The following is a 17,801-nucleotide window of genomic DNA, read 5'->3' as shown; positions in this document are numbered from 1 at the left end:
AAAGTGAAACCCATTTTCTATTATAAAAATATTTCTTCTTAATACCTGTAGTGCTCCGGCTTAAACGGACCTTCTTTCGAAACGCCCAGATAAGCGGCTTGCTTTTCGGTAAGCTCAGTCAGTTTTACGCCAATTTGCGCCAAATGCAAACGGGCAACTTCCTCATCCAGCTTTTTCGATAAAGTGTAAACACCAACTTCGTAGTTGTTCTCCCACAAATCAATTTGCGCCAAACTCTGGTTGGTAAACGAGTTACTCATTACAAACGACGGGTGTCCGGTTGCACATCCAAGGTTTACCAAACGACCTTCGGCCAGCAAGTAAATACAGTGACCATCTTTATAAATATATTTATCAACCTGTGGTTTGATGTTTACTTTTTCAATTCCCGGCCATTTTTCCATTCGGGCAACCTGAATTTCATTGTCGAAGTGGCCAATATTACAAACAATCGACTGATCTTTCATATTTGCCATGTGCTCGGCAGTAATTACATCGCAGTTTCCGGTGGTAGTAACATAAATGTTTCCTTCGGCCAATGCATCTTCCATGGTTTTCACCTCGAAACCTTCCATAGCTGCCTGCAGCGCACAAATCGGATCAATCTCGGTAACAATTACGCGGGCACCATAACTGCGCATTGAGTGAGCACAACCTTTACCCACATCGCCATAACCGGCAACTACAACAACTTTTCCGGCAATCATTACATCGGTAGCTCGTTTAATACCGTCGGCCAGCGACTCGCGACATCCGTACAGGTTATCGAACTTCGATTTGGTTACCGAATCGTTAACATTAATAGCAGGAACCAGCAACTCGCCTTTCTCCGCCATGTGATATAAACGGTGCACTCCGGTAGTTGTTTCTTCCGAAACACCCTTCCATTCGGCTACAGTGCGGTGCCATTTTTGGTTATCTTCTTTTAATGTTGTTTTCAGCAACTCAAGAATTACGCCTTCTTCTTCGCTCGACGCGTCAACATCCAAAACGCTGGCATCTTTTTCGGCAGCATAACCTTTGTGAATTAACAAGGTAGCATCGCCACCATCGTCAACAATCAGCTGTGGGCCTTTTCCATCAGGGAAACTCATCGCCTCGCGGGTGCACCACCAGTACTCTTCCAGTGTTTCACCTTTCCAGGCAAACACCGGAACTCCGGCTTTTGCAATAGCCGCCGCAGCATGATCCTGCGTTGAGAATATATTACAGCTCGCCCAACGAACATCGGCACCAAGCGACACAAGTGTTTCAATTAAAACAGCAGTTTGCACGGTCATGTGCAAACTACCCATCACACGCACTCCATCAAGCGGTTTGCGCGGGCCAAATTTTTCTCTGATGGCCATTAATCCCGGCATTTCCTTCTCCGCGATCTCAATTTCTTTTCTTCCGAATTCTGCCAACGAAATATCGGCAACTTTGTAATCTAGTTTTTTCTGAACTGACACAGTCATATCTATCATTTAATTTTTTCAAATAAAAAAGGCGTGCAAAAATAACAATTTATGCCACAAAAAAGTTGAATATCAACAACAAGGATTAATTCCCCAGATCAGAGAAAAATTTCACCCGCATCAATCGAATGTCATCTTCCGAGTATTCTTCTTCGCCCAATTCTTCCAGTGCATCCTCTATGGAGTCGGTTTCAGCTTCGCGAAAATATTCAAAAATATCCTCCTGATGATCTTCATCAATTACATCATCAATGTAATAATCGATATTTAATTTGGTTCCCGAATTTACAATCGCCTCCACTTCGCCAATTACATCTCTCACTTCAATTCCTTTCGAGTCGGCAATATCTTCAAACGACAGTTTGCGGTCGATACTCTGAATAATAAACACCTTCATTTTCGACTTGTTGGCTACGGTACGTACCACCAGGTCTTCCGGGCGTTCAATCTCATTTTCTTCGACATACGATTTTATGAGCGCCACAAACTCTTTACCATACCGACGGGCTTTCCCCTGCCCAACTCCCTGAATGTGCTGCAACTCCTTGGTAGTTACCGGATATTGAATAGACATATCGGCCAACGATGGATCCTGAAAAATTACAAACGGAGGCAGATTGTGCTTCTTGGCTATTTTTTTCCGCAGGTCTTTCAGCATGGCAAACAACTGCGGATCGCCACTTGCTCCTCCCGATGGAGCACCTCCGGCGTTGGCCGAATCATCCTCTTCCTCGTATTCGTGGTTTTTCACCAACATAAAACTATGTGGCTTCTCCAGAAATTCGTGTCCTTTTTCGGTAACTTTCAGCAGGCCATAATTTTCAATGTCTTTATTGATAATACCGGCTACCATCGACTGGCGGAACACGGCATTCCAAAAACGCTCGTCGTGCTCTTTTCCTGTGCCAAACGATTTTAGCGTATAATGTTTAAACGATTTTATGGCCGCAGTGCTGTTTCCAATCAGGATATTGGCAATATGGTCGCCTTTGTATTTTTCGTTTACTTCCAAAATAGCTTTCAGGGCCGTAACAATTTCGTCTTTCGCTTCAATCTGCTCCTTCGGATTCAGACAGTTATCGCAATTTCCGCAATTATCAGTTCTGTAGTGCTCGCCAAAATAATGCAACAATATAATGCGGCGACAAATGGCCGACTCGGCATACGAAACCGTATCCAACAAAAGTTGTTTCCCGATCTCCTGCTCGGCAACCGGTTTTCCGTGCATAAATTTCTCCAGTTTCTGAATGTCTTTATAACTGTAAAAAGTTATGCATTGCCCTTCGCCACCATCGCGGCCGGCCCGCCCGGTTTCCTGGTAATAACCTTCTAAACTTTTTGGAATATCATAATGAATTACAAAGCGAACATCGGGTTTATCGATACCCATACCAAAAGCAATGGTAGCCACAATTACATCCACCTCTTCCATCAGAAATTTATCCTGATTTCCCGAGCGGGTAGTGGCATCCATCCCGGCATGATAAGCAAGAGCTTTTATTCCGTTCACCTGAAGGGTTTCGGCCAGTTCTTCCACTTTTTTCCGGCTCAAACAATAAATAATGCCCGATTTCCCTTCGTTTTGTTTTATGAATTTAATGATCTGCGTTTCGGTTTTCACCTTTGGCCGCACTTCGTAATAAAGATTAGCGCGATTAAATGATGCCTTAAAAACTTTTGCATCCAAAATGCCCAGGTTTTTTTGAATATCGTGCTGAACTTTTGCCGTTGCCGTTGCTGTAAGTGCAACAATTGGCGACTTCCCGATTTCCTCAACTATCGGTTTTATTCGTCTGTACTCCGGTCTGAAATCGTGTCCCCACTCCGAAATACAGTGCGCCTCATCAATGGCGTAAAACGAAATCTTAATTTGTTTGAGGAATTCAATGTTCTCTTCTTTTGTTAACGACTCAGGAGCCACATAAAGCAGCTTTGTTTTTCCGGCCAGCACATCTTCTTTTACCTGGGTTATAGCTGCTTTCGATAGCGATGAATTCAGGAAATGTGCAACACTGTCTTCGGCATGTGTACCACGTATCGCATCTACCTGATTTTTCATCAGGGCAATTAATGGAGAAATCACGATGGCAGTGCCTTCAAGAATTAAGGCCGGCAACTGATAAATTAACGACTTTCCACCCCCTGTAGGCATCAACACAAAGGTGTCTTTCCCATCCATCACACTTTTAATCGCTTCTTCTTGTTGACCTTTAAAACGGTCGAAACCAAAAAAACGCTGCAACTCTTCTGCTAATACAACTTTTTTACTCATATATCCAATCTCCCAATATCTGTAGCATAAGCAAATTTTAAATTATTAAAAGTAAGCAAAATGGCAATACAATTTAATAAAATTTAAAACATGATGTATTTAATAGAGATTAACAGTAGGGGAAAAATTTTGGCCGTGCAATATATAAGTAATATTTGAGATATTAAATGCGAAAAATTCATGTACATTTGTGAAGTTTTTTTTGAAAACCAGAATTCATGAGCGAAGAGCGTACTACCAAAAAACAAGGCGAAGAAAGTTCAAAAGGAGAAATGTCCTTTCTCGAACACCTGGAAATACTTCGTTGGCATATTATCCGGTCGTCAGCGGCCATTGTTGTTTTTGCCATCGTGGCATTTGTAATGAAATCGTTTATTTTCGATGTGGTCATCCTCAGTCCGAGAATGCCCGACTTTTGGACTAACCGTATGTTCGAGAAACTGGGCGACCTTATCGGATCGGAAGCCGTAAAAATTAACCAGGTACCATTAAAAATGCAAAGTATAAAAATTGCCGGGCAGTTTTCTACTCATATTATGGTATCGATTATTGCCGGATTCATAATAGCATCACCTGTTGTTTTTTATGAATTTTGGCGTTTTATAAAACCTGCTTTATACGAAAAAGAGCGAAAACACGCAGGTGGTGCAGTATTTTTTACATCCATACTGTTTTTAATGGGAATACTGTTTGGCTACTATTTAATTGTACCCTTATCCATTCACTTTTTAGGAACTTACCAGGTAAGCAGCGAAGTGGAAAACACGATTAACCTCCGGTCATATATCGGATCGGTTACATCAATATCGCTTGCCGCCGGGGTGGTTTTCCTTATTCCCATCTTCTCTTACTTTTTAAGTAAAGTGGGAATATTAACGCCACAGTTCATGAAAACATACCGTCGTCATGCCTATGTAGTAATGTTGCTGGTATCGGCAATTATTACTCCTCCCGATATTTTTAGCCAGGTAATGGTTTGTTTCCCCTTGGTTTTCCTTTACGAAATTGGCATTTTCATTTCGCGCCGCGTAGTTAAAAATCGTGAAAAAGCCATGGAGGCCATGTAATTCAGTCAAAAATTGACGTTATTTGAACCATTATGATTCTTCGAGCAGAAAATATCGTTAAAAAATACCGAAAAAGAACCGTAGTAAAAGGAGTTAGTTTTCAGGTTGAACAAGGTGAAATTGTGGGATTGCTGGGACCGAACGGAGCCGGAAAAACCACGTCATTTTATATGATTGTTGGATTGATTCAACCCTTTTCAGGAAAGATCTTTCTCGATAATAAAGAGATTACAAAACTCCCGGTATACAAACGCGCACAACGCGGAATTGGCTACCTGGCGCAGGAAGCCTCAGTATTCCGAAAGCTGAGTATTGAAGACAACATCAGGGCGGTTTTGGAAATGACCGATTATTCGAAAGAATATCAGAAAGAGAAACTGGAAACACTGCTTGATGAATTCAGTTTGCAACACATTCGGAAGAGTAAAGGTATTCAGCTTTCGGGAGGTGAGCGACGACGTACAGAAATTGCACGTGCACTGGCCATCGACCCGAAATTTATATTACTTGATGAGCCTTTTGCCGGGGTTGACCCAATTGCGGTGGAAGACATTCAGCAAATTGTAATGCAGCTGAAAGAAAAAAATATTGGCGTATTAATAACCGACCACAACGTACACGAAACACTGCGTATTACCGACCGCTCTTATCTCCTGTTTGAAGGAAATATCCTAAAAGCCGGAACAGCGGATGAGCTGGCTGCCGACGAGGATGTGCGCCGTGTTTACCTCGGTCAGAACTTCGAATTACGTTAGGAGAAACATTTTTCGCATTTTTTTTTATTTTTTTGTTTGCAGTTTTAAAAATGTTTCTTTCCTTTGCAGCGCTAAAATAAAAACGGCGCTTTAAACGAAAAGCAAACCGATTTTAGCTGAGAAAAAAAAATCCTGAAAAAATTTGGCAGATTACAAAAATGAAGTATTTTTGCAATCCCAAAATCAAAGGAGTTAAATAGGAAGGCCCGTTCGTCTAGGGGTTAGGACGCCAGGTTTTCATCCTGGTAGCAGGGGTTCGAATCCCCTACGGGCTACTAATTTTTAAAAAAGAGAGAAAGAAAGAAAATGGCACATCATAAGTCAGCATTAAAAAGAATTCGTCAAGACGAAAAAAAGAGAGTACACAACAAGTACTACGCAAAAACTACACGTAACGCGATTAAAGCTTTGCGTAATGCTACTGACAAAGCTGAAGCAGAGAAAATGTATCCTTCAGTTGTTGCTATGATTGATAAATTAGCGAAACGCAACATCATTCATAAAAACAAAGCTGCAAACTTAAAATCGAAATTAACTACTCAGGTTAATTCGCTGTAAGAAGAGAAAAACCACAAGATATTAAAAACCTCTCCGAGTTTCGGAGAGGTTTTTTTGTGTTTCATAATCCCGTATGTTCTGTAACTATAAATTAGTATTTCCGAAATAACTAATTATAATTATTTTTAGGATAGAACTCCGGGACAAATGGGAGAATACAAAAAGCTAAATATAAAAGACTGGGCTGTTGAAGATCGTCCGCGCGAAAAACTACTAAGCAAAGGACCACGATCGTTAACCGATGCCGAACTTATTGCCATTTTAATTGGTTCGGGAAATATTGAAGAAACAGCCGTAGAGCTCTCCAGGCGCATTTTATCATCAGCCAACAATAACTTAAACGAACTGGGCCGAAAAGGCATTGATTTCCTTACCCGATTTCAGGGAATTGGCGAAGCAAAAGCCGTTACCATTGCAGCGGCGCTAGAGCTGGGTAAACGCCGAAAAGACGCTGATGTATTCAACAAAAAGCAAATTACCGGCAGTAAAGATGCCGCTGAATATTTCCAGCCCATGCTTGGCGATCTGAATCACGAAGAATTTTGGATTCTACTGCTTAACCGTGGCAACCGGATAATCGACTCATTTATGGTGAGCCAGGGCGGAATTTCAGGCACAGTAATCGATGTGCGGCTGATATTAAAAAATGCGCTGGATAAAATGGCCAGTGCCATTATTCTCTGCCACAACCATCCTTCAGGAACTATGCAGGCATCAAATGCCGATCTGAATATTACCCGTAAAATTAAAAGCGCGGCTGAAATTATGGATATTACTGTGCTCGACCATATTATTATTGGGCAGAACAATTACCTGAGTTTAGCCGACGAAGGAATGATAAACTAATAAACCGAACGAAAATGATACTTTTTTATTCCGATGAAGTTAACCCACGGATCGAGTACATTGCAAAGCTAATCTTCGCGAACATTTTGCAAACGGAAATTGCGTTTACTCAAAACTCTGCGGAATTTCGAAAGTCGGAAATCCCAAAGATCAATTATTCGCACGAGAAATTTGGCGATGAATTTTACATCAAACCACACAAGCTCATTTTTCAGAACGCACTTATAAAACCTACCATTAATTCGGTTTGGTACGAGGGCGAAAAATATTTTTGCGAAACGTCCAAAGATTCCGACCTGCCTTTCGATCCCTTTGCAGCGTCGTTTTACCTGGTTACCCGCCACGAAGAATATGTAGATAAAAACCGCGATAAACTGGGGCGTTATCCTTACCAAAACAGTATTCTTAGCAAATATAATTTACTGCAAAAGCCCGTTGTAAATATCTGGGCAAAACTGCTGGCCAAACTGCTGAAAGAAAAATATCCGGAGTTTAACTACATCGAATCGAAATTTAAATTTATCTCCACAATTGATATCGACAATGCCTACGCGTACCAAAACAAAGGTTTTTTCCGCACAACTGCGGCCTGGGCAAAGTCGCTGATAAAAGGCAACCGGCAAGACACCCTAAAACGTAAACGGGTTTTAGCCGGAAAAGAATCCGATCCGTACGACACCTACGATTACCTCGACAGTGTTTTTGCCGGTAACGAAGATAAAGTAAAATTCTTCTTTTTGCTGGGCGATTACGGAAAGTACGACAAAAACATTGCCCACACCAACAAAGAATACCGGGAATTGATAAAACGAACAGCCGAAAAATACGACGTTGGAATTCACCCCTCATTCGGCAGCAGTAAGAAAAAAGGGAAAAAGAAAGTAAAACTGGAGAAACAACGCCTGGAAGAAATTATTGGCAAAAGCATTTCCAAAAGTCGCCAGCACTATTTACGACTGAAATTTCCGAAAACCTACACCCGCCTTATAAAAGCCGGGATTGAAGAAGACTACACCCTGGGTTATTCCGCAAAACCGGGATTCAGAGGTGGAATTTGTACACCCTATTGTTTCTACGATCTGAAACACGAATCGGTCACCAATCTGAAGATCATACCGTTCAACATTATGGACGGAACGCTGCGTTATTACCTTCAATTGTCGCCTGAAAGAGCTTTTGAAGAAATAAAAAAGATTATGCAGGAAGTTAAAAATGTTGGTGGTACATTTGTAAGTGTCTGGCACAACGAAACCGTAAACGATTTGGGAACTTGGGAAGGTTTCAGAGATGTGTTTGAACAGATGAACAAACTGGGATTTGAATGGGCGAACAAGTAGCCCGGCATTTTTAAATGAGGAGCGAAAATAAAATTCACTATATAAAACATGCGTTAATCGATTCCGAAAAATGGAATCAATGCATTGATGGTGCGTTAAATTGCAGGATTTATGCCTACGACTGGCACCTCGACCGGACTGCCATTGAATGGGATGCCCTGGTTTATGGCAATTACGAATATGTGATGCCACTGCCCTTTCGAAAAAAACTGGGTATAAAATACCTTTACCAGCCACTTTTTTCGCAACAACTGGGAATTTTCCCGACACCATCGAAAGCAATTTTCGATGCCTTTATAGATGCGATAAAAGATCGTTTTAAATACGCCGATGTACAATTAAATGCGCTAAATGTTCCCGGCGAGAATAGCGGCGATATTTTTTTCGAACGGAAAAACTACCTGCTTTCGTTAACAAAAGATTTTAAATCGATCATTTCCGGCTACTCGAAAAATACGAAACGCAATATTGCCAAAGCTCAAAATCAGGATCTAACGATTATTGAAGGCATCCGGCATGAAGATTACCTTGCATTTAAAGCAAAAAATCTGCCTGCGGGAGTTGAACAGTCGGCTATAGCCAAACTAAAGAGCCTCATTGCTTTTGGCGAATACAAAGGCTTTGGTAAAATATACGGGGTGTACACTCCGGAAAATAATCTTTGCGCAGCCGTTTATTTTTGCCGCTGGAAAGACCGCGTGATCTATTTTAATGCGGCCTCAAACGAAGAAGGTAAAAACACGGGAGCCATGTATTACCTGGTCAACCGTTTTATTGAAGACAATGCCGGAAAAAACCTGCTGTTGGATTTCGAAGGATCGATGATTCCGGGAGTTGAGCGCTTTTACTCAGGTTTTGGAGCGAAACCCGAAACCTACTTTCATCTTAAATACAACCGTTTACCTTTGCTGCTAAGGTGGCTAAAACGATAATTGGCAATGAGGCATTTTCCGCGTTTGGTGAGTAAAAAACTGAGCACCCTGTTTTCAACCCGAAAACTTCTGGCGGCAAAAACACCTCTGTTTCTGCCCTTTTACCACACCGTTAGCAACACGCCTTTACCACACCTATTAAACTACCCGGTAATTAACGAGAAACAATTTAAGCAGGAACTCGATTTTTATTTGAAATATTTTAAGCCTGTTTCGTTGGAAGAACTAGCAAAGCCAACCAAACCCAACAGTTTTCATTTAAGTTTTGATGACGGACTTAAAGAATGTGCCGAAATAATTGCACCAATTCTTTTGCAAAAAGGAATACCGGCCACATTTTTTGTGAATAGTGGTTTTGTTGACAACAAAGATCTTTTTCATCGGTACAAAGCCAGTTTAATTGCCAATAAAATGCGCATGCACCCCGATGCAGAAGCAGAGAACTACCTGCACGAAAACGGGGTGCCGCTAAATGCATTATTGCAAACTCCCTACTCAAAACGAGAAATACTCGATCATGCGGCAGAGTTACTCGAAATCGATTTTCAAACGTTTCTGGAAACGCAACAACCTTACCTGACAACTGCCCAAATTAAAAAACTGCACAACCACGGTTTTTCCATTGGTGGCCACAGTCACAAACACCCTGAGCTTTGGAAGATCTCGCAGAAAAAACAACTAAAGCAGATTAAAAAAAGTATGAATTGGGTGGTTGAGAATGTTAATCCAAAAGTAAAAGCATTTGCATTTCCTTATACCGATGATGGCGTTTCCGGAAAAATGATAAAAAAGATACACAACAACCGATGGTGCGATATTAGTTTTGGAACTGCGGGTGTTAAATACGACGAAATACCCAACCATTTTCAACGCTACCCGGCCGAACAAACGGGTAATTTTGAAGGGAATATAAAAGCAGAATTTGTTTATTTTAAACTGCGTAAAACAATTGGCAAAGCAACAGTAAAACATTGACTTTACAGGTAAAAAAAATACGACTAAGCGAGCTGGAAAACTTTGTGAACAGCAAAGAATTTCAGAATTACGAAGTGATTCCCATTTCTTCAATTCGCGCCCAATCGTATCTTGCCAATCCACACGGACATCCTGACGACATTGTACTTTATCTTGGTTTTATTGCTAATAAACTGGTGGCTTTTCGCAGTATTTTTGCCGACACGATTCATTCCGATGGTCAGCAACTTCGTTTTGGTTGGTGTAGCGGAGCATGGGTTCATAACCTATTTCGCAGAAAAGGCTATTCTAAACAACTTTTACAAGAAGCCTATACTGACTGGAACGAAAAACTAATGTTTACCAATTATTCTCCCGAAGCTGAAAAGTTAATAATTAACAGCAAGCGTTTTCAAGCGATCCACCAGTTTGAAGGCTGCAGGGCCTATGCTTTTGTAAAAACTGAAAAGTTATTAAATGAGAAAAACTATTCGCTTCCGGGTTTGTATCCCACTTTAAATTTTATCATTCGAGTGGGCATACGCTTTAACCGTATTTTTTTTCGCCCTTCTCCTCCCCAATCGGTAGCGTTTGAAATGCTTTCACAACCCGATAAAGATTGTTACGATTTTCTGAAACAGCAACCGGGCAATAGTTTCTCTCAAAAAGACCAGGCGTTTTTTAACTGGTTATTTCAATACCCCTGGCTGTCGGATAAAAAAACGCCCGATGCGGTACGTTACCCCTTTTCAGTTTTCTCTGAAGCTTTTTCTTACCAAACCATAAAAGTATATGATAATAAAAGCTTTAAAGGTTTTTTTATTTTTTCGCTTCGGGAAGGACATTTAAAAACCTTGTTTTTTTATGTCCCCGATTTATACATGCACGAAATTGCCCTGTTTTTAAAAAATTATTGCTTAAAATATGAAATTGAGCGCTTAACTGTTTACAAAAAACAATTGGCAGACGAACTTTTAAAAAGAAAATTCCCATTTTTGCATGCGAAAAGATACGGGCAAAAAATATACAGTACTTTTCAGGTATCAAACCAAAAGCAACTAATATTTCAGGACGGTGAGGGCGATGTTCCCTTCACCTAAAAAAAAAAATATGAAAGTTCGAGTTTTAGGCAATACTCACTCCATTTTAGACCAATACCTGGCAGAAATTCGGGATACAGGAATTCAAACAGACCCACTTCGTTTTCGTGATAACCTGAACCGAATTGGTGAAATTTTCGCCTACGAAATCAGCAAAGAAATGCAATTTGAGATTAACGACGTAATAACTCCGCTGGGTGTTGCCAAAGTGCCTAAATTGTGTCGTCAACCGGTTTTAGCAACCATATTACGTGCAGGGTTGGCCATGCACAATGGTTTGCTGCGTGTTTTCGACCGGGCAGAAAACTGTTTTATTTCCGCGTTCAGAAAATACACCGAAGGTGGTGAGTTTGAAATTGAATTTGAATACATGGCTTCGCCGTCGCTTGATGATAAAGTGGTGATACTTTCAGACCCGATGCTGGCCTCGGGCAAATCGATGGAAATTGGTTACGAAGCATTGTTCAGCAAAGGAAAACCGGCGCACATTCACCTGGTGGCAATTATTGCCAGCGAAGAAGGAGTTGCGTATGTGAAGAATGCCATTAAAGACGAAAATGTGACCTTATGGCTCGGCGCCGTCGATCCGGAAATGACTCCAAAATCGTACATTGTTCCGGGACTGGGCGATGCCGGTGATTTGGCATTTGGCGAAAAAATCGATTCGAAATAAAATAAACAAGAATGCCAGCCCTTTACAGGACTGGCATTTTTTTGCAACTCTCTCAAACTATTCTTTTGTAATTCTATCTTAAAAATATACCTCAACGGTAATATTCTCTCTTCCAAATCTTTTGTCGCTTAATATCTCCATCGAGTCGAAAATCATATCGCTGTTTCCGCACAGGTAAAAACAGGTATTTTTATCAAAATCTGTCTTTTTCAGATAGTCAGTCACCCGGCCGTTAAAATCACCGCTTTTATCGCGCGATGTGCAAAGTACGTAATTCTCTTTATTGTAATCCTGCTGCTCGTAGCCTTCTTCGGCATAACGCACACCGTGAATTAACTGGTAATTTAAACCCGGATTACTTTTTACCATACTATGAAACGGTGCAATTCCGGTTCCGCTGGCAATAAAAATATGCTTGTGCGTATCTTTATTTTTCTCATCCAACCCAAATTTTCCGAAAGGACCATGCACTTCTACCATGTCGCCAACTTTCAAATGTTTTAGCTTTGGCGAGAAATAGCCACCTTCAACTTCTTTCACCAATACCTCCAGGTTTTCGCCCTTTTCGGCACTGTAAATCGAGTACTCGCGGCTTTGATAGTCGCCTGTAATCGACAACGACACATGCTGCCCGGCAACAAATTCGAAGCGACTTTTTGGTAACGACAACACAAAAGTGTGCTCTGTTAATCTCCTGATCCCAACAACCTTATAATAATTCGTATCAAGCTGTACTTCTGGTTTCATATCAATTGTCATGATGTATCTGTTTTTTCTTCGACACAAAAATATGTGCAATTATTGATTTAAAGACTTTTTGGTGTTTTATTTCACCGATAGTTTTAGAGAATTAACCGATTTTTAACACGAATGTTCAATAGTATGCCATAATTTAGAATAGAAATTTTCGAATATCGATCTCAATTTCTAAAAAACCAAGTCATCAGAAAAAAAAATGAAAACATTAATCACCTATTGCACCACTCACGGATGTACAGAAAAAACAGCGAATGAACTAAAACAGTTTTTAGGAGGCGAAGTTTTATTGGTTAACCTAAAAAAAGAACTGGTTCCTGATCTTTCTTCTTTTGATCGGATAATTATTGGAGGCTCTATTCATGCCGGCCAGATTCAGAAAAAAGTGAAAGATTTTTGCAACGAGCACTACGAAACGCTTAAGGATAAAGAGCTTGGCTTATTTATTTGCTGCATGGAAGAAGGCGAAAAAGCGGAAAATCAGTTACATGAGGCTTTTCCTGCGGGCTTGTTGAAAAGTGCCAAAGCAACAGCATGCCTGGGTGGAGAGTTCGACTTTAATAAAATGAATTTTTTCCAGAAGCTTATTGTAAAGAAAGTGGCAAAGATTGAAAACAGTGTTTCGCACATTAACCACGATGCCATCAAACGTTTCTCGCAGCAAATGAACCAGATTTTTAATCCGTTTCTGTTTTTTGTTTAAAAGTTGAGGTAATAATCACGGGTTAAGGTTTTAAAGTTATCGCTACACGATCCATCGTTATTGTAAATTACAAGATCATCGGTTACTGTCGCTGTTTCCTTTTTACTCATCTCCATTAAAATCCGGTTCGCCGGTTTTTTCTCATTGGGAGCTATCCTCGTTATTCTTCTTATATACAATTGATTTTGCTGTGCCAGCTTTTCAATTTCCATTGATGCTGTTTCAGGAAATATAAATGCAAATCGTCCCTTCTCTGATAATAACTGCGAGGTACTTTGTACTAACGTTTCGTACGACAAACTATCCGTATGCCTTGCCAGCGAGCGGCTTTCATTATCTGCTTTTAGCGAATTCTGAAAGAAAGGAGGATTCGACACAATCAAATCGAATTTTGAAGTAGTTTCGGCAGCAAAGTTTTGTAACGAAACATTCGCTACTTCTACCCTATCTTTCCAGGGCGATGCAGCAACATTTTCTGTGGCTTCTTCGGCAGCATTTTTCTCAATTTCGATGGCGGTAATTCTGGCTTGCGAGCGCTGGGCCAGCATTAATGCGATTAATCCGGTTCCGGTACCAATGTCGAGAATCGTATTGCAATCGCCAACATCTGCCCACGCTCCCAGCAAAATGCCATCGATACCCACTTTCATGGCCGAACGCGCCTGTTCGATCCGGAATTGTTTGAATTGGAAATAATTGTTTCTACCCATTACATAATAAATCATTTAATACCTACTTGTTACACAAAGATTCACTAAGACCACACAAAGAAGCACAAAGTTTATTTTACTTTGTGAATATCTGAGCCTCCTTCGAGGTTCTCTGTGTAATAAAGATACAAAGGTTAGAATTTTTCAAAAACTCCCAATCCAAACAGTGCAAAGTCATATTTTATTGGATCGTTGGAATCGAATTCGCGCAAGGTGGCGGTAATTTCTTCCACCGCTTTCCAGTCGTTTGAGCGGCGTTGCAGCAGCCCGAGTTTTCGCCCCACATTTCCGGTGTGCACATCCAGCGGCAACATTAGCGCCGATTGCGGAATAGCTTTCCACAAGCCAAAATCCACACCCGCTTTATCATTTCTGCACATCCAGCGCAAATACATGTTCAGGCGTTTGGCCGATGCTCCCTTGTTTACATTCGAAATATGTTTGCGTGTGCGTTCGCCTTCCGTTTCGAAAAACACCGAATGGAAATGTGCCAAAGCCGATTTTACCGATTGTTCCTGTTGAAATCCACCTTCAAAAACCTTTTGCAAGCCCCCGTGATTTTTGTAGATATTTCGTAACGAGCAAATAAAATAGATACAATCGTCGCCATTAAATGTGCGGTGCACAAACTTTTGCAGCCGGTCGAGTTCCTTTTCCGAGGCGTTTAACACAAAGTCGTATGGTTGATTATCGAGCAAAGCCATTAAACGCAAAGCGTTTTTTATAATGGCAGCACGATTTCCCCAGGCAATGGTTGCCGCCAGAAATCCGGAAATCTCAATATTTTCTTTTTCAGCAAATTGCTTGGGAACCTGAATTGGGTCGGTTTCAATAAATTCGGGTTGATTGTACTTTTCAACCTTTTCGTCGAGGAACTCTTTTAGATCAGCTATTTCTTCCATTGTTCAATTTTATGAGAAGATTGATACTGGATGTCGGATGCTGGATACTGGATACTGGATACTCGATGCTGGATGCTGAATACTGCGACTGATCACTGGCCACTTTCTTTACTCGATAATTCCGTCCTTAATATGGATAATCTGGTCTGATTGTTCGGCAAAATGATCATCGTGAGTTACAATAATAAAAGTTTGCCCCATGTCGTCGCGCAATTTGAAAAGCAGGTCGTGCAGCTCGTCTCGGTTGGTGGAATCGAGGTTTCCCGATGGTTCATCGGCCATCACCACCGACGGGCTGTTTATCAACGCACGCGCCATTGCCACGCGTTGCTTTTCGCCACCCGACAATTCGGATGGTTTATGTCCCATACGATCTGCCAGTCCCAAATAATCGATCAATTCTTTTGCGCGGGCTTCGGCCTTTGCTTTTGGTGTTTTGGCTATAAATGCCGGAATACAAACATTTTCCAATGCCGTAAACTCGGGCAACAAATGATGAAACTGAAACACAAAACCAATTTCGCGGTTACGAAAATCGGCCAGCTTTTTTTCGCTGAGATCAGAGATTTTTGTGTCGTTGAAAAAGAGCTCCCCGCTATCGGGTTTACTCAGCGTTCCCAGAATTTGCAGCAAAGTAGTCTTCCCTGCCCCACTGGCACCAACAATTGAATACAATTTTCCTTTCGGAATATCCAGGTCAATTCCTTTTAACACCTCAAGTGCTCCGAACGATTTTGTTATGTTTTCAGCTCTTATCAATGCAATTATTTATAGGATAAACTCCAATTCTACAGCTTTAGTATTTCATACAGCACATAGGCCAGGTAAGCCACTAAAAGCACAACTCCGGTAAGTTTCCCGACTTTCCAGCGTTGAACAAGTAAAAGCACAATCAGCAATACTACCGATCCGGACAAAATAAGCGACGAACCCAGCAGGTTTCCACCGGCCTCAATCGTACCGCCAGAAATAAGCATTACGAGGATGAAAGGCAATCCCAGGCCTACCAGAATATCGAAAATATTGGATCCAATGGCATTACTAACGGCCATATCGCCACGTCCCTGACGCGCCACAATAAGCGACGAAAACAAATCGGGGATTGAGGTACCAATTGCCAGAACAGTAAGTGCAATTATCGCTTCCGGAATATTTAATTCGTGCGAAATAACAACCGCCAGCTCCACCAATGCCCAACTTAATGCAGCAATTAAAACGATGGAGACAAAAAATACCAGGTAGTAGCGTTTTGGTTTCGGAAAAATAAAACACAGAAAATGATCAAACGGCGCCAGAATTCCTTTCGGGTTACAATCGGCCTCTTCTTCCACATCACTTTGTTTATCTTCGTATTTAAACCACTTTCGCCAGTACACCACCGCAATTACATACAGCACATAAACGGCCAGGAATACCGCTGTTTCCCACAATTCGAGTTTTCCGTCCCAGATAAAAACCACCAGGAGAGCCACCGAAAGCGAATAAAAAAGAAGATCGCGAATTACCGGGCTTTTTGTTAATGTGGCTTTTCGCACCAGTGCCGATGCACCAACGATTACCAGCAGGTTGAAAATGGCGCTTCCCACAATGCTTCCGATACCAATGGCCTGATGTTCGCCCGGTTTTATAACGGCAAACAGTGCTACAAACAGCTCAGGAGCACTCGACCCCACGGCCATCAATGTGGCTCCGGCGGCATCGCTCGATAAACGCAGGTCTTTCGATATTTTATCCAAAGACGATATAAAAAACAAATCGACAACACGGGCAAGCAAAATAAAGCAAGCCAGCAAAGCCAATATGGAAAGTATAATCATTAAAATGATTTTTTGTGTTAATCCTTCAACTTGTCGGTAATACCTTTTTGAATATCGGTAGTTTCCTTTTTAACGGTTGAAGAAACCTCGTTAATATCTTTTTGAATATCAGAAGTATGGTTATCGAGTTCGCGTTTTATTTCGTTTGTGGCTTTCTTAAACTCACGCATTCCCTTCCCCAGTGTTTTGGCAATATCGGGTATCGCTTTCGACCCGAAAAACAACAATGCCAACAGCATTACCAAAACTATCTCGCCACCACTTATAAATAATAAATACTGCATCGTTAAAATTGATTTAGAACACAAATATATAAAAAGTTGGAAGTCGGAAGACGGAAGATGGAAGATAGTTTATCAAGTTTAAATGATGACCGGACATGTACGAACCTGAAGCCAATAAGTGTTGATACCGGGCACCGATGAATGGCTTTACAAAATGTCAATATTATACCAATTTGATTATAAAATGCCGTATTGGATATGTCGGTTATTTTCCGTTTGTACAAGGCGAAAAATTTTAGCATAGCCGAGCTACGTTATAATTTTTCAAGGCAGAAGAAACGGAAAAGAACAAATTCATATGCAGCATTTTGTGGTCAATTTGGTATTACATCCGTTTTCCCCTGTTATCACTCCCTTTTACCCACTTATCACCATGCCACGAGCTCTTATCACCTGCCTGAAGGGTCTTATCACCCATAAAAAATGCCTTATCACCCACATAAAGGGTCTTATCACCTATAAAAAGTATGTTCTCCGATACAAAATGTCGGTTATCACCGGAGAGATTTTACAAAACGACAGTGATAGCACCACTTTTTGCTCGTTTAACTACTTTTATCGGAATAAAATCACACATTAATCAATCGAGTAGGAGGAAAATAAAATAGTTTTCCTCCTACTTTATTTTCCGACCTCTCACACCACCGTACGTACGGTTCTCGTATACGGCGGTTCCTT

At 41.1% G+C, this 17,801-nt stretch carries 18 protein-coding genes and 1 tRNA gene; 11 read left to right on the top strand and 8 right to left on the bottom strand.

The window, feature by feature from the left end:
• Positions 1-38: 38 nt before the first annotated feature.
• Positions 39-1,457, bottom strand: a complete 1,419-nt coding sequence (gene ahcY / locus BMW53_RS12215; RefSeq protein WP_038556314.1) for an adenosylhomocysteinase — start codon at positions 1,455-1,457, stop codon at positions 39-41.
• Positions 1,458-1,542: 85 nt separating this feature from the next.
• Positions 1,543-3,729, bottom strand: coding sequence for a DNA helicase RecQ (gene recQ, locus BMW53_RS12210; protein WP_074780716.1), 2,187 nt, complete (start codon positions 3,727-3,729; stop codon positions 1,543-1,545).
• Positions 3,730-3,947: 218 nt separating this feature from the next.
• Between recQ and tatC the strand changes: the two genes are divergently transcribed.
• The 10 genes from tatC to upp all read left to right on the top strand — a co-directional run bounded on the left by tatC (position 3,948) and on the right by upp (position 11,951).
• A complete protein-coding gene (tatC, locus tag BMW53_RS12205; protein WP_051567615.1) occupies positions 3,948-4,796 on the top strand; it encodes a twin-arginine translocase subunit TatC in 849 nt (282 codons plus the stop codon).
• 32 nt (positions 4,797-4,828) lie between these two features.
• The gene (lptB, locus tag BMW53_RS12200; protein WP_038556316.1) at positions 4,829-5,551 is read left to right on the top strand and encodes an LPS export ABC transporter ATP-binding protein; all 723 of its coding nucleotides are present in this window, start codon (positions 4,829-4,831) and stop codon (positions 5,549-5,551) included.
• A 203-nt stretch (positions 5,552-5,754) separates the two neighbouring features.
• Positions 5,755-5,826 (top strand) — tRNA-Glu (locus BMW53_RS12195).
• 31 nt (positions 5,827-5,857) lie between these two features.
• Positions 5,858-6,109, top strand: a complete 252-nt coding sequence (gene rpsT / locus BMW53_RS12190; protein WP_038556318.1) for a 30S ribosomal protein S20 — start codon at positions 5,858-5,860, stop codon at positions 6,107-6,109.
• Between the two features lie 147 nt (positions 6,110-6,256).
• Positions 6,257-6,955, top strand: coding sequence for a RadC family protein (gene radC, locus BMW53_RS12185; RefSeq protein WP_038556320.1), 699 nt, complete (start codon positions 6,257-6,259; stop codon positions 6,953-6,955).
• Between the two features lie 14 nt (positions 6,956-6,969).
• Positions 6,970-8,292 (top strand): polysaccharide deacetylase family protein, encoded by a 1,323-nt coding sequence (locus tag BMW53_RS12180; RefSeq protein ID WP_038556322.1) that lies wholly within the window; start codon positions 6,970-6,972, stop codon positions 8,290-8,292.
• A 14-nt stretch (positions 8,293-8,306) separates the two neighbouring features.
• Positions 8,307-9,224, top strand: coding sequence for a GNAT family N-acetyltransferase (locus BMW53_RS12175; protein ID WP_038556325.1), 918 nt, complete (start codon positions 8,307-8,309; stop codon positions 9,222-9,224).
• A gap of 6 nt (positions 9,225-9,230) precedes the next feature.
• Positions 9,231-10,199, top strand: a complete 969-nt coding sequence (locus tag BMW53_RS12170) for a polysaccharide deacetylase family protein (RefSeq protein ID WP_051567616.1) — start codon at positions 9,231-9,233, stop codon at positions 10,197-10,199.
• The gene (locus BMW53_RS12165) at positions 10,196-11,278 is read left to right on the top strand and encodes a hypothetical protein (RefSeq protein WP_038556327.1); all 1,083 of its coding nucleotides are present in this window, start codon (positions 10,196-10,198) and stop codon (positions 11,276-11,278) included. The genes BMW53_RS12170 and BMW53_RS12165 overlap by 4 nt, the downstream gene beginning before the upstream one ends.
• A gap of 10 nt (positions 11,279-11,288) precedes the next feature.
• Positions 11,289-11,951 carry a uracil phosphoribosyltransferase gene (gene upp, locus BMW53_RS12160; RefSeq protein WP_038556329.1) on the top strand — a complete coding sequence of 221 codons (663 nt, stop codon included), beginning with the start codon at positions 11,289-11,291 and terminating at the stop codon, positions 11,949-11,951.
• A 78-nt stretch (positions 11,952-12,029) separates the two neighbouring features.
• On the opposite strand, the gene BMW53_RS12155 is transcribed toward upp, so the two are convergent.
• Positions 12,030-12,710, bottom strand: coding sequence for an FAD-binding oxidoreductase (locus BMW53_RS12155; RefSeq protein ID WP_051567617.1), 681 nt, complete (start codon positions 12,708-12,710; stop codon positions 12,030-12,032).
• Positions 12,711-12,906: 196 nt separating this feature from the next.
• On the opposite strand from BMW53_RS12155, the gene BMW53_RS12150 reads away from it, so the two are divergent.
• Positions 12,907-13,410, top strand: coding sequence for a flavodoxin domain-containing protein (locus tag BMW53_RS12150; protein WP_038556331.1), 504 nt, complete (start codon positions 12,907-12,909; stop codon positions 13,408-13,410).
• On the opposite strand, the gene BMW53_RS12145 is transcribed toward BMW53_RS12150, so the two are convergent.
• From BMW53_RS12145 to BMW53_RS12125, 5 genes are all read right to left on the bottom strand, one after another.
• Positions 13,407-14,120 carry a tRNA1(Val) (adenine(37)-N6)-methyltransferase gene (locus BMW53_RS12145; RefSeq protein ID WP_038563900.1) on the bottom strand — a complete coding sequence of 238 codons (714 nt, stop codon included), beginning with the start codon at positions 14,118-14,120 and terminating at the stop codon, positions 13,407-13,409. The genes BMW53_RS12150 and BMW53_RS12145 overlap by 4 nt on opposite strands.
• 134 nt (positions 14,121-14,254) lie before the next feature.
• A complete protein-coding gene (locus BMW53_RS12140; RefSeq protein WP_038556333.1) occupies positions 14,255-15,022 on the bottom strand; it encodes a TIGR02757 family protein in 768 nt (255 codons plus the stop codon).
• 108 nt (positions 15,023-15,130) lie between these two features.
• On the bottom strand, positions 15,131-15,781 hold the full coding sequence (locus tag BMW53_RS12135) for an ABC transporter ATP-binding protein (protein WP_038556335.1): 651 nt from the start codon (positions 15,779-15,781) through the stop codon (positions 15,131-15,133).
• 29 nt (positions 15,782-15,810) lie between these two features.
• Positions 15,811-16,839: a calcium/sodium antiporter gene (locus BMW53_RS12130; RefSeq protein ID WP_038556337.1), complete on the bottom strand. Its 1,029-nt coding sequence runs from the start codon at positions 16,837-16,839 to the stop codon at positions 15,811-15,813.
• A gap of 17 nt (positions 16,840-16,856) precedes the next feature.
• The gene (locus BMW53_RS12125; protein ID WP_038556339.1) at positions 16,857-17,123 is read right to left on the bottom strand and encodes a Sec-independent protein translocase subunit TatA/TatB; all 267 of its coding nucleotides are present in this window, start codon (positions 17,121-17,123) and stop codon (positions 16,857-16,859) included.
• Positions 17,124-17,801: the final 678 nt, after the last annotated feature.

It is taken from the genome of Draconibacterium orientale (genome assembly GCF_900111425.1).
GTDB classification, from domain to species: domain Bacteria; phylum Bacteroidota; class Bacteroidia; order Bacteroidales; family Prolixibacteraceae; genus Draconibacterium; species Draconibacterium orientale.
Note: the sequence above shows the minus strand (reverse complement) of the source record. Positions and strands in the feature narration are given on the sequence as shown.